We start from the raw sequence: 12,882 nt of genomic DNA on the forward strand, positions 1-12,882 counted from the left end.
CTATGATCAGAATCGTGTTAATATACAGCATAATACTGCAAGAGATACGTAATTTCAATCAGTATACTGTTAGTAAACGCAACCAATTTCGAACAAGACGAGAGGATGGAACTGATCATGAAATTCAGCGACGGCTACTGGATGACCCGCGAAGGCTACGAGGTGATTTCCCCGTACGAGGTGCACGACGTCGTCGTCGGCGCCGACGGCATCACCGTGTACGCGACGCACCGCCATTTGGAAACCCGCGGCCACACCTTGAACGCGCCCCTGATCACGATGGAGTTCTCGTCCCCGATGAAAGATATCATCCGCGCGAAGTTCTATCATCATAAAGGCGCGCGCCGGCAGGGACCCGCTTCGTTCCCGCTCATGACGCCGGACCGCGTGCCGGTCGAGATCGAGAACACGGCGGACGCCGTCACGCTGAAGAGCGGCGACGCGGCCGTCACGATTACGAAAGCCCATCCGATCAACATCGTCTATACGTATAAAGGACGCAAGCTGACCCGCGGCGGCTCCCGCGCCACCGGCTTCGTCCAAGCGGCCGACGGCCGCCATCACTTCCGCGAGCAGCTCGACCTGGCGATCGGCGAAACGGTGTACGGGCTCGGCGAGCGGTTCACGCCGTTCGTGAAGAACGGCCAAACCGTCGACGTCTGGAATCAGGACGGCGGCACGGCTTCGGAGCAGGCGTACAAGAACGTTCCGTTCTACGTCACGAACCGCGGCTATGGCGTATTCGTCAACCATCCCGAGCTGGTCTCCTACGAGATCGCCTCGGAGAAGGTGTCGAAGGCACAGTTCAGCGTCGCCGGCGAATCGCTGGAGTACTTCGTCATCGGCGGCGATACGCTGAAGGACGTCCTGGCCAACTACACCGCGCTGACCGGCAAGCCCGCCCTGCCGCCGGCCTGGTCGTTCGGGCTCTGGCTGACGACGTCGTTCACGACCAACTACGACGAAGCGACGGTCACGAGCTTCGTCGACGGCATGGCCGAGCGCGACATCCCGCTCGCCGTGTTCCACTTCGACTGCTTCTGGATGAAGGAGTACGAATGGTGCAATTTCGAATGGGACGAGCGCGTCTTCCCGGATCCGCGCGGCATGCTGGAGCGCCTGAAAGCGAAAGGCCTGCACATCTGCGTCTGGATCAACAGCTACATCGCCCAGCGCTCCCCGCTGTTCGACGAAGCGGCGGCGCTCGGCTACCTGGTGAAGCGCGCCGACGGCAGCGTCTGGCAGTGGGACATGTGGCAGTACGGCATGGGCCTCGTCGACTTCACGAACCCGGCGGCGTGCGACTGGTACAAGAGCAAGCTGGCCGCGTTGATGGACATGGGCGTCGACAGCTTCAAGACGGACTTCGGCGAGCGCATCCCGACCGACGTCGTCTACTACGACGGCTCCGATCCGCAGCAAATGCACAACTACTACACGCAGCTGTACAACAAAGTCGTCTTCGAGCTGCTGGAAGAGAAACGCGGCAAAGGCGAAGCGGCACTGTTCGCCCGTTCGGCTACGGCCGGCGGCCAGCAGTTCCCGGTTCACTGGGGCGGCGACTGCGAGGCGACGTTCGATTCGATGGCGGAAAGCCTCCGCGGCGGACTGTCGCTCGGCCTGTCCGGCTTCGGCTTCTGGAGCCACGACATTGGCGGCTTCGAGGCGAGCGCGACGCCGGACTTGTACAAGCGCTGGGTCGCCTTCGGCCTGCTGTCCAGCCACAGCCGCCTGCACGGCAGCACGTCGTACCGGGTGCCATGGCTGTTCGACGAGGAAGCGGTCGACGTCCTCCGCCACTTCACGAAGCTCAAGCTGCGCCTGATGCCGTACCTGTTCGGCCAGTCGGTGCAGGCGAATAAGCTCGGCGTGCCGGTCATGCGCGCGATGGTGCTGGAATTCGGCGGCGACCCGGCTTGCGATTACCTCGACCGCCAATACATGCTCGGCGATTCGTTCCTCGTCGCGCCGATCTTCAACCCCGAAGGCGAAGCGGTCTATTACGTGCCGGCGGGCACGTGGACGCATTACTTGACCGGCGAGCGGATCGAGGGCGGAACATGGCGCAAGGAAACGTTCGATTACTTCAACCTGCCGCTCTACGTGCGTGAAAACTCGCTCATCCCGGTCGGCGCCGAGGACGCCCGTCCGGACTACGACTACGCGTCCGGCGTGACGCTGCAGCTGTTCGCGCTGCAAGACGGCGCCTCCGCTTCGGCCGTCGTGCCGTCCGTAACGGGCGAGACGGCTCTGACCGCGACGGCTTCGCGGAACGGCGGCGCGATCGCGCTCGACGTCGACGGCGAGGCCGAGGGTTGGAGCCTGCTCCTCCGCGGCGTGGACGCGGTCGCTTCCGTCGAAGGGGGTCAAGCCGACGCCGGCGCGGAAGGCGTCCGGATCGTGCCGGTGCCGGGGGTCAAGCGGCTGGTCGTTCGATTGTAAGATTCCGACGAAGCGGCAGCGCCGCAACGAAGAAACGGGAAGCTGCAGGCTCGTGCCTGCGCGCTTCCGTTTTTTTGCGCTTCGGAAGGCGGGACGAAGCGGAATTTTCCTCCGATCGGATGAATAGCCGATATGCCGGCAGGCATAATAAGGCCGTTATTCAAAATCAAAGGAGGAAAATTCGCCCATGCCATACATGAACGCGTCTCTGAGCCAATCCCTGCATCAATGCGAGCAAATCATCCAGCAGCTGGTAAATCAAACCCAGCAAGCCAGCCAAAACTACCAAATGCTGCTGCAGCAGGAGCAGCAAAACGCGCAGCAGCTCGAGCAACTGGCGCAGCGCGAGCAGCGCGCGGCGCAAATCATCCAGACCGCGCTGCAAGGCCATCAAACGGCGATTCAACAGCTCCAGCACATCACGGAGCTGTGCCGTCAAGCCGAACAGATCGCAATGTCGCAGCTCGGCTCGCAAAACCTTCAGCAGCCGATTCAAAGCTTCGGCATGAACCCGTACCAGCAGCAGCACATGCAGGGCTACCAATCGCATTAAGAGCCGGCCGCGGAATGACGATTCTCGCGGACGACGCTCCCCGTATTCCGGCGGGCAAGCCGGAAGCGGCAGAAAAGGCAAGGACTTCCGATATTGCGGACAGCCCTTGCCTTTCTTCCTTTGCGCACCAAGCATTCACGCGCTACCAGACCCGAACTGGAAAACTTTTATTGCGCCCGCCTCGGCCGCCATGGTATGATACTGCTTGTCTTGCGACGCGGAGCCGTGGTGTAGAGGCCTAACATGCCTGCCTGTCACGCAGGAGACCGCGGGTTCGAATCCCGTCGGCTCCGCCATTTCATAATTCAAACGACCTGAGCAGGAGCTTGCCTCCCTGCTCATTTTTGCATCCGAAGGAGGCCGCTCCCATGATGAGAGGACGATTCGCCCCGACCCCCTCGGGGCTTATGCACATCGGCAACGCCAGGACCGCGCTGCTCGCCTGGCTGCAGACGCGCAGCGCCGGCGGAACGTTCCTCATGCGCACGGAGGACGTCGACACGGCCCGCTCCCGCGCGGCGCTGGCGGAGCAGGCGCTGGCCGACCTGCGCTGGCTCGGCCTGGACTGGGACGAAGGGCCGGACGTCGGCGGCCCGTTCGCTCCCTACACGCAGAGCGAGCGGCTCGGCCGCTACGAGGAAGCGCTCGCCGCGCTGGAGCGCGCGGGCCGGCTGTACAGCTGCTTCTGCAGCCGGGCTGATCTGGCCGCCGTCGCCAGCGCGCCGCACGGGCTCGGCAGCGAAGGCGCGGCCTACCCGGGCACATGCCGCGCCCTGACGCCGGCGCAGCGCGCGGAGCGGCGGCTGCGCAAGGAGCCGTCGCTCCGGTTCGCCGCCGGCGCGGCGCCCGTCCGCTTCGACGACGCCGTCGCCGGCCCGCAGGCCTTCCCGCCGGGGGCGGGCGGCGACTTCATCGTCAAGCGCGCCGACGGCATGATCAGCTACCAGCTTGCGGTCGTCGTCGACGACGCCGCGATGGGCATCACCGACGTGCTGCGCGGCGCCGACCTGCTCGACTCCACGCCGCGCCAGCTGCAGCTCTACGAGGCGCTCGGCCTGGCGCCGCCCCGCTTCGCCCACGTCCCGCTGCTGTTCGGCCCCGACGGCAAGCGGCTCGCCAAGCGGCACGGCGGCATCTCGCTCGCCGCCTTGCGGGACGCGGGCGCCGCGCCCGAGCAGGTCGTCGGCTGGCTGGCGCATGTCAGCGGACTTGCCGAGACGGACGAGCCGATCCCGGCGCGCGAGCTGATCCCGCGCTTTCGCATCGGCCGGGTGCCGGCGGAGCACGTCGTCGTCACGGACGACATGCTCCGCCGGCTGCTGCGCGGCTAGCCGCCTGCCTCGCGGCGCGGCGTACGGCTGGTTCCGCGGCGTCTGCCGCGCATGCCGCCGCCTCCCATAACCAACGCGCAACGCGCGAACCGCGTGCGAGCCGCGTGCGAACCGCGCGCAAGCCGCGCACGGCGAACAAGCCGCCCTCGGTCGCGAAGGCGGCTTGCCGCATCGGCAGCTCCGCGCGGCGGAGCTCCATCCTCCTCCAGCGGGGAGGATTTTTTTGTTTCAATTCAATTTCACGTACATTCCCGAGTCATTCCGTATCGTCCCGCGTATTCGCGCGACTCAGCCGTTGCCGCCGTTGTTCGGCCGCATCGCCTTCGTGCCGGTGTCATTGGCGAGCTTCTCGCCGTATTGATCGAGCCGCCCCGGATGGGATTCCGGCCCTCTCCGCTTCGGCTTGCTGTTTCTGCCCGACATGCTTATCACCTCCGTCTCGGATAAGATGGGCGCGAAGCATCGGTTTCATGCACGTCCGAGGCCGGCCTCCCCCGCGCCGCCAACGGCTCCCGCGCATAGAAGAAGCAGAGCCGGGGCATTCTGAAACAGTCAATTCATGGAAAAGGGGGCGGCGGCCTTGAAAGCGGGCGAACAAGCGGTCGAGCGGCTCAAGCGGGATTTGGGCACGTCTCCGGATTTCAACTGCCAGCAGGTCCCGCTCGGCGGCGAAACCGCCGTCTACTGCCTGTATCTGGCCTCGATTACGCAATGCTCCATAATCGAGGAGATGATTCTGAGGCCGATCCTGGAAGCGCGGACGCGTCTGGCCGGCGAACCGGCCCTGGACCCGGCGCGGCTGTCGGACGTCCTGCCGGTCGCCGGGAAGAAGCTCGGCGCAGGCGACCGGGAAGCGGTCAAGAGCCTGCTGGACGGCCACTGCGTGCTGATGACGGCGGATACGGCGGCATTCCTAAGCTGCGACGTGGCCAAGAACGATTACCGCAGCGTCGCCGAGCCGGAGACGGAAGCCGTCATCCGCGGGCCGCGGGAAGGCTTCGTGGAGGACCTGCAGGCCAACATGGCGCTGATCCGAAAGCGGCTGAAGACGCCGCATCTGGTCTTCGAGCCTTTCGTCATCGGCACGGAGTCGGCGACGGATGTCTGTATGGCGTACATGAATAACATCGCGAACGAGGCCGTCGTCGGGGAGTTCCGCCGCCGGCTCGGAGCCGTGCGGGCGGATGGCATCCTGGAAAGCGCTTATATCGAGGAATGGATTCAGGACAAGACACTGTCCCCCTTCCCGCAGCTGACCAGCACGGAGCGGCCGGACGCCGTCGCCGCCAAGCTGCTCGAGGGTCACGTCGCCGTGCTGGTCGACGGCTCGCCGATGGCGCTGGCCGGCCCGCTGACGTTCTTCCAGCTGTTCTCCTCGCCGGAGGACTATTACCAGCGCGCCGATATCGCGACGCTGCTGCGCTGGCTGCGCATGTTCGCGTTCGTCCTGTCCATCTTCGTGCCCTCCCTGTACATCGCGATCGTCAGCTACCATCAGGAGCTGCTGCCGACGCAGCTGCTCATCAGCCTCGCCGCGCAGCGCGAGGAGGTGCCGTTTCCCGCCTTGATCGAAGCGCTGATCATGTTCATCACGTTCGAGATCCTGCGCGAGGCGGGTCTGCGCATGCCCCGCATCGCCGGTCAGGCGATCTCGATCGTCGGGGCGCTCGTCATCGGACAGGCAGCGGTCGAGGCCGGCTTCGTGACGGCGGCCATGGTCATCATCGTATCGCTGACCGCCATCTCCAATTACATCTCGCCGATGTACGGATTCGGCATCGCCCAGCGGATCGTCCAGTTCGTGTTCATGCTGCTGGCGGGGGTCATGGGCTTGTTCGGCCTGCTCTGCGGCGTCTTCGTCCTGTTCATTCACCTGGTGTCGATCCGGTCGTTCGGGGTCCATTACATGGCGCCGCTCGCGCCGATGATGCCGTCCGACTTCAAAGACACGCTCGTTCGGCTGCCGCGCCCGTTCATGCGCGGCCGGCCCCGGGAAATCAAGGCGAAAAACAACACAAGGTGAGCGCATGAAACCAATTGCCGTCCTTCTCTGCCTGCTCTGCTGCCTGCCGCTCTGCGCGGGCTGCTGGGATATGAAAGAAATCAACGAGCTGGCCATCGTCAATCTCGGGGCCGCCGACAAGGATCCCGAGACGGGCAAGATCACGGCGTACTACCAAGTGATCAACCCGAGCTCGCTCTCCAATCGGCCGGGCGCCGCCAAGGCCGCCGTCTACACGTTCAAGTTCGAGGATATCAGCCTCGGCCGCTTCACGAAGCAGACGACGACGCTCATGCCCCGGCGCCTGTTCATGCCGCACATGCAGGTGCTCATCCTCTCGGAACGGTACGCGAAGCAGGGCATTGAGGACATGCTCAATTTTGTGGAAATGAGTCCCGACCGCCGGACGAACATCCTCTTCCTCATCGCGGAGAGCTCCATTGAGACGCTCCTCAACAGCTTCTCGCCGCTCGAACGGATGCCGGGGCGGTATATCCGCTCGCTGCTCGACCTGTCGGACAACGGCTACGGCTTCGGCACGCCGGAGCCGATCCGGGTGAAAAACCTCGTCATCGGCTTGTACCGGAAGCAGGCGACGGTCATCCCGCTGATCCGGTACACGTCGCCGCAGCCCGCGGAAGTCACGGACCGCCTCGAGGAAGTGAACATCCGCAAGCAATCGTTCCTGTTCGCGGGAGGCGCCGTGCTCGTGCAGGGGCGCATGGTCGGGAAGATCGATTTCGAGCAGAAGCAATTGAATTTCATCCTGAACAAGCACGTCACGAGCACGCTCTTCACGCTCCAGGTAGACGGCGGCAGCGTCGACGTCGAGGCCAACGGAATCCGGATCAAGCGCCGCTTCGGCGCGGATGGCGCCGATTACCGGCTGCATGCGGATCTGCGGATCGTGAACAACGGGCAGTCGGTCCCCGTAACCATCCGCAACATGCGGGAGGTCGAGGAGGCGTTCGACCGTTACTTCGAGAAGCAGGCGGACGCGCTGTTCCGGTCGGGAGCAGCCAAGGGCTGGGACCTGCTCGGTCTGCAGGATCACGGCGTGAAGGATTGGCGATCGGCCAAGGTGACGTTCGACATGCGGTCCGAGACTTCTTCCGTCGGCAATACGAACGGACCGCTTCGGTCCGAAAGGAGGAACTGAACGTGGAGCAAGTGCGGCTGAGCGCCTGGCAGATGTTCCTGGTCACCTTTTATTTCACAACGGGCACGACATGGATCGTGCTGACCGGCCCGGTCATCGGCGACGCGGGGAAGTACGCGTGGCTCGTCTGCCTCGGCGCGCTGGCCTACGGCATCCTGCTCGCGCTGCTGTGGCTGTATTTGTCGAGTCGCTATCCCGGCAAAAGCCTGGTCGAAATCGCCGTCGCGGCGCTCGGCCGCTGGGCCGGAGGGGTCATCGCGCTGTTCTATGTCCTGTACTTCGTGCAGATCGCCTCCTGGGTCACCCGGAATTTGGGCGACTTCCTGCATACCAGCATGATGCCGCAGACGCCAGTCGCCTTCTTCAGTATCATGGTGCTGTTCACATGCGCCTACGCCGTCGTGAAGGGCATCGCTTCCATCGCGATGGTGTCGGAGCTGCTCACGCCGTACCTGCATCTCGCCTATTGGGTACCGATCCTCGTCTCGCTCCCGCAGTGGGATTGGCAGAACTTCCACGACAGCCATGCCGTGCCGTTCGCCGCCGCGATCGTGCGGACGAATTACGCCTTCGCCTTCCCGTTCATGGAGACCGTGGCGCTCATGATGCTGTTTCCGTACGTGCAGAAGCGGCTCAGCTCCTCGTACATCCTGGGCATCACGGCGAGCGGCGTCAGCCTGGCGCTCAGCGTGCTGGCGAATATCGGCATCCTCGGGGTCAACCGCGGCTCGCGCCTCATCTACCCGGTGTTCATGCTGTTCCGCGAGATGCAGTTCGCGAGCTTCCTGGAGCATCTGGAGACGTTCCTCGCCATCAACGTGCTGTTCATCGTCTGCCTGAAGCTGAGCATCTTGTTCTACTGCGCCGTGCTGGCGATCTGCCAGCTGCTCCGCATCGAGCGGCGGCAAGTCGTAGCCTTCCCGCTCATCTGGATTTTGTCCGCCTATTCCCTGCTGTTCCATAACGTGATCGAGAACATGGAGTGGGTGCAAACGTATTTGTTCGCCTATTACTTGCTGTACGCCGTCGTCTTCCCCCTGCTCCTGCTGGGCGCGGCTTGGCTGCGGAAGGCGGGATCGGCCGGCGCGCCGCTCGTCCCCCGGATCGAATAGACCGCAAGCCGCAGCCGCGAACCCGTACAAAAAAGCGGTTGACCGAAAGCCATGCCTCCGGTCAACCGCTTGCCTATGCCTGCTTATTCTTCCTCGGTCCACACCGGCGCCAGCCGGTACGCGTTCAACACGGGCAGCGTCACGCCGCCGCGTTCCCCATAGACGGCGAGCCCTTCGCTGTCCTCGCGGAATGGATAGACGCGTCCGGACAGCGCGGTCCGCTCGTTCACGATCACTTCCACCGTCGAATGGTCCAGGAAGACCCGGATCTCGAAGCGCCCGGACGCGGACGCCGGCAGCGGCGCCTCCAGCGGGAACCGGTGCATCGCGGCGTCGCCGTTCATGCGTTCCCGGACGAGCCGCACGACGCCGGCGGCGCGGTCGAATTCCAGCGCGCATTCCTCTTCCCCGTCCGGGGAACGGAAGAAGCGGATGCCCCATGCCGCGTCCGGCTCCGTGTCGGCGGCCAGCTCCAGCTCGATCGCCTTGCCGGACGCGGGCAGCGTCCGCTCGCCGGCGAGCGGCTCGTCCGAACCGAGCTCGATCCGCTCGCCCCGGAGCCGATCCAGCTCCGGAATCGGCCGGATCAGCAGCTCGCCGGTCTCCGGATCGAGGCGCAGGATGCGCGGCACCGCCTGCACGCCGGCCCAGCCTTCGATCGCCGCGCTCTCGCCCCGCCCGGTCTCGGGCATCCAGCCCCACATGATGCGCCGGCCCTGCTCGTCCTCGAACGACGTCGGCGCGTAATAGCCGTCCAGATGGCCGTAATCGAGAATCCCCTCGGTCTCCGCGACGAACGCGAAATCATCCGTCAGCGTGCCGGTCCGGTACGGAATGCCGCGCCCTTGCGGCGAGTACGTCAGCACCCATTTGCCGTCTAGACGGAAGAAGTTCGGGCATTCCCATACCTTGCCTTCGCCCTTCGCGAGCACGTTCAGGAACGTCCACGAGAGCAGGTCAGGCGAACGGTAGATCGTCACGCAGCCTTCGCCGTCAAGCGACCCGCCGGTCACCATGTACCACATGCCGTCCATCCGCCAGACGTACGGGTCCCGCCATTCCTTGATCGTCAGGTCCCCGTGAATCGATCCGGCCAGCACCGGGTTGGCGTCCGGCTTATGCCAGTTCGTCCAGTCCGCGTCGCCGAAGGCGATCCACTGCTCGGCGCCCGACTCGGAGCCGCGCTCCGGCCCGATGCTCGTATAGATCAGCGCCGGACGGCCGTCCTGCATGACGGCGCAGCCGGAGTAGCAGTGCGCCTCGCCGCGCTCGGGCGACGGATGGAGCGCCATCGGCAGCCGCTCCCAATGCACGAGGTCGAGGCTCTTGGCATGGCCCCAGTGAATGTCGCCCCATTTGTCCCCGTTCGGATTGTACTGGTAAAAGAGATGATAGACCCCGCCCGCCTGGATCGGACCGTTCGGGTCGTTCATCCAGTTGCGTTCGGGCCGAAAATGATACGTCGGTTTCAAGCCGCGCACGAATAAGCCAGCTCCTCTCCCCATCTTGAAGGGCGCCGCGGCGCCCGCTTACACGATCTCGGCCAAGAACCGCTCGTACGCGGCGATCGCCCGGTCCATCCGGGCGTTCAGCGCCTCGTCGATCGTCTGCAGCTCCGGCCGCGCGCGGAAATACGCGATCGACTGCCGGATGCCGCGCTCGAAGCTCGTCGTCGCCGCGTAGCCCGGCACGAACGTCTTGATCTTGCGGTTGTCGACGACGTAGCTGTTGCTGGCGTCGCCGAACAGCCCAGCCCGGAATTCGGGCAGAAACCGGGAGATGCACTCGGACGTCATGTGGACGGCCCGCGGCTCCGCGCCGACGGCCCGGCCGATGGCGGCGAGGTATTGATTCCACGTCTTCACTTCGTCCGACGTGATATGGAACGACTGGCCGAGCGTCTGGCCGTTGCCGAGCAGCCCGACCAGCCCCTTGGCGAAATCGGTATTGTGCGTGATCGTCCAGAGCGACGTGCCGTCGCCGGGCACGATGACCGGCTTCCCCCGCTGGATGCGGTCGATCAGCGTCCACGGATGCGCGCCGCTCGTGACGGCGAACGGAATCGCGGTCTCGCCGTACGTATGCGAGGGGCGCACGATCGTCGCCGGGAAGCCCGTGTCGCGATACGCCTGCAGCAGCCGCTGCTCGCAGGCGATCTTGTCGACGGCGTAGTCCCAGCCGGGATTATGCTGCGGCGCGGACTCGTCGAAAACGTAATAGCTCGGCGGACGCTGGTACGTCGCGACCGTGCTGATGAAGATGTATTGGTTCGTCTTGCCCGCGAACAGCCGGACGTCCCGCTCGATGTCCTCAGGCTTGAAGGCGATCCAATCGACCACCGCATCGAAGCGCATGTCCGACAGCAGCTCCCGCATGGCAGACTCGTCGCGGATGTCGCCGAGGAGAATGCGGGCACCTGCCGGCGCGCGCGTCCCCCGGTTGCCCCGGTTCAGCAGATAGAGCTCGAATCCCTGCCGCACCGCGAGCTCCGAGGCCGCCGTGCTGATCAAGCCCGTTCCTCCGATAAATAGCACTTTCATGATGGCAGCATGCTCCTTTTAAGCGCGATTGGGGCTCGTGGCGCTACTCATCGCCGAATACGTTCGCCGGATACCCGGCCCCGAACGGCGCGTCCGGCCGTTCGTATTCCCCGGCCAGATAGCGGCGGACGGGCGTCGCCCGCGCCAGGTAATCCGGATCGTTCGCGAACCGGTCGGAGAATCGGACCCACGGCGGACTGTAGATATAATGCATGGTATAACGGTCATAATCGCCGTCGTGCGCGTAGGTGCGGTGCCAGACGGCGTTGTGGAACAGCAGCACGGAACCGGCCGGCGCGCAGATGACGTGGCCGATCGGCAGGTCGCCTTTCGCTTTGCGGAGATCGGGCGGGAGCGGTACCTGCGCCCGGTGGCTGCCCGGGATCATTTCCATGTTGCCCATGCGGGGCAGGGATTGATCGGTCAGCAGATACGACGCGCGCAGCTGCAGCAGCGGAATCGGGTAGCCGAGCTTCTTGAAATCATAGGCGCCCGAGCCGTCCTGATGCCAGCCGCCGAAGCCGCCGAACGCCGGCTGCTTCGTGCACCACGCGGATTGCAGAATGAAGCGGTCGCCGTAGAGCGCCCGGACCTTCGGCAGGACGGCCGGATGATCGACCAGCGCGTCGAGCGCCGGCTCCGTCTCGAAGCCGCGGCCGACTTGGGCCCAGCCTTCCGTGCCTTCCTTCTCGTGCAGACGGACGGACGCTTCCAGGCATGCCTGGATCTGATCGGCGGTCAAGACGTTCGGAATGACGAGATACCCCCAGGATTCGAACATGAACCGGTCAAGCTCGGTGAATGCGCCGGGCTCGGAAACAGCCTGAAGTCCTTGATGCGGTTCAGCAGCCATGCGGACAACCTCCCGTTATCATGAATTGAGAACTGGCTGTGGGCGCCGACCGGCAAGCTTGCTTCTTCGGGAACGTACAAGGTCAGCGCGGACAGAGGATTGCTGCGCCGTCGGAAGGGCAGCCGAATCACCTCCAAACGCGTTCGGTCAACCAGAATATATCATACATATATAATATGTACAATAATACAAATTCAACGAATTTACCTGCGCGAAGCGCGTTCGCACGGCCGCCCTCTCCGCTTCGGAGCAGAGGCGATGCCCGGCGGGAGGCGGGTCTTCCGCATCGCCGTCGAAGGAAAGGTTGCGCTTGTCGATTCGGATAATATGTAAGGGCTTTCTTCTTGGAGCACGGTGAGGCGCGCCGCCTTGGCGAGTCAAGGAGGCCCTACAGCGAGTAAGGCGGCACCCCTACAAGTCAAGGCTGCGCCGTTTCGCCAATCTTCTGCCGCCGCAGCATATGCGCCAGATGGCGTTCGCCCCATTCGTCCATCATGTCCAGCACGGGCTCGATCGAAAGTCCATGCTCGGTCAGCGAATATTCCACCTTTGGCGGAATGACATTGTACACCGTGCGCCGGACGATGTCGTGCTCCTCCAGCTCGCGCAGCTGGGAGGCCAGCATCTTCTTCGTAATATCCGGAATGGCGTGCTGCAGCTCGCTGAAGCGTTTCGTTCCTTGGAACAGATGGTACAGAATCGTCAGCTTCCACTTGCCGACCATCACCGCGTGCGCGTATTCGACCATGCATGCTTCCTCGCCGCTCTCGTGCGCCACAACCCCCGCCCCCTCGCATCGTTACTTCCATGTGACCTGGCTACAATATTGTGCCTACTTCCCATTAGCCTGCGCACGGAGCCATAATTACATGCACGGACAGACGTCCCAC

Annotated in this window: 11 protein-coding genes and 1 tRNA gene; 7 read left to right on the forward strand and 5 right to left on the reverse strand. The window is 64.2% G+C overall.

Translation table 11 applies throughout. The features are described from left to right. Window positions 1–117 precede the first annotated feature (117 nt). The 4 genes from yicI to gluQRS all read left to right on the forward strand — a co-directional run bounded on the left by yicI (window position 118) and on the right by gluQRS (window position 4,326). Window positions 118–2,442 (forward strand): alpha-xylosidase, encoded by a 2,325-nt coding sequence (gene yicI, locus ACFPB1_RS11365; RefSeq protein WP_379225172.1) that lies wholly within the window; start codon window positions 118–120, stop codon window positions 2,440–2,442. A 187-nt stretch (window positions 2,443–2,629) separates the two neighbouring features. Then, the gene (locus tag ACFPB1_RS11370) at window positions 2,630–2,995 is read left to right on the forward strand and encodes a hypothetical protein (protein WP_379225174.1); all 366 of its coding nucleotides are present in this window, start codon (window positions 2,630–2,632) and stop codon (window positions 2,993–2,995) included. A gap of 219 nt (window positions 2,996–3,214) precedes the next feature. After that, window positions 3,215–3,291: transfer RNA gene (locus ACFPB1_RS11375), tRNA-Asp, on the forward strand. Window positions 3,292–3,363: 72 nt separating this feature from the next. After that, a complete protein-coding gene (gene gluQRS, locus ACFPB1_RS11380) occupies window positions 3,364–4,326 on the forward strand; it encodes a tRNA glutamyl-Q(34) synthetase GluQRS (protein WP_379225176.1) in 963 nt (320 codons plus the stop codon). Between the two features lie 288 nt (window positions 4,327–4,614). Here the strand turns inward: gluQRS and ACFPB1_RS11385 are convergent, their stop codons facing one another. Next, on the reverse strand, window positions 4,615–4,749 hold the full coding sequence (locus tag ACFPB1_RS11385) for a hypothetical protein (protein ID WP_379225178.1): 135 nt from the start codon (window positions 4,747–4,749) through the stop codon (window positions 4,615–4,617). Window positions 4,750–4,906: 157 nt separating this feature from the next. Here ACFPB1_RS11385 and ACFPB1_RS11390 point away from each other — a divergent pair, with 157 nt between their 5' ends. Genes ACFPB1_RS11390 through ACFPB1_RS11400 form a run of 3 tightly spaced genes read left to right on the forward strand, consistent with a single transcriptional unit; the run spans window position 4,907 to window position 8,599 of the window. Continuing rightward, window positions 4,907–6,349: a spore germination protein gene (locus tag ACFPB1_RS11390; protein WP_379225180.1), complete on the forward strand. Its 1,443-nt coding sequence runs from the start codon at window positions 4,907–4,909 to the stop codon at window positions 6,347–6,349. A 4-nt stretch (window positions 6,350–6,353) separates the two neighbouring features. Next, window positions 6,354–7,487, forward strand: a complete 1,134-nt coding sequence (locus ACFPB1_RS11395) for a Ger(x)C family spore germination C-terminal domain-containing protein (RefSeq protein WP_379225182.1) — start codon at window positions 6,354–6,356, stop codon at window positions 7,485–7,487. A gap of 2 nt (window positions 7,488–7,489) precedes the next feature. After that, on the forward strand, window positions 7,490–8,599 hold the full coding sequence (locus tag ACFPB1_RS11400) for a GerAB/ArcD/ProY family transporter (protein WP_379225184.1): 1,110 nt from the start codon (window positions 7,490–7,492) through the stop codon (window positions 8,597–8,599). A gap of 83 nt (window positions 8,600–8,682) precedes the next feature. Here the strand turns inward: ACFPB1_RS11400 and ACFPB1_RS11405 are convergent, their stop codons facing one another. From ACFPB1_RS11405 to ACFPB1_RS11420, 4 genes are all read right to left on the reverse strand, one after another. Beyond that, entirely contained in the window at window positions 8,683–10,080 is a 1,398-nt protein-coding gene (locus tag ACFPB1_RS11405; RefSeq protein ID WP_379225186.1) for a glycoside hydrolase family 32 protein, read from the reverse strand. A 48-nt stretch (window positions 10,081–10,128) separates the two neighbouring features. After that, window positions 10,129–11,139, reverse strand: a complete 1,011-nt coding sequence (locus ACFPB1_RS11410; protein WP_379225188.1) for an SDR family oxidoreductase — start codon at window positions 11,137–11,139, stop codon at window positions 10,129–10,131. 43 nt (window positions 11,140–11,182) lie between these two features. Continuing rightward, the gene (locus ACFPB1_RS11415; protein WP_379225190.1) at window positions 11,183–11,992 is read right to left on the reverse strand and encodes a phytanoyl-CoA dioxygenase family protein; all 810 of its coding nucleotides are present in this window, start codon (window positions 11,990–11,992) and stop codon (window positions 11,183–11,185) included. A gap of 418 nt (window positions 11,993–12,410) precedes the next feature. Then, window positions 12,411–12,770, reverse strand: a complete 360-nt coding sequence (locus tag ACFPB1_RS11420; RefSeq protein WP_379225192.1) for a winged helix-turn-helix transcriptional regulator — start codon at window positions 12,768–12,770, stop codon at window positions 12,411–12,413. Window positions 12,771–12,882 lie beyond the last annotated feature (112 nt).

The organism is Paenibacillus sp. GCM10023250 (assembly GCF_042653205.1).
Classification (GTDB): Bacteria; Bacillota; Bacilli; order Paenibacillales; family Paenibacillaceae; genus Paenibacillus_Z.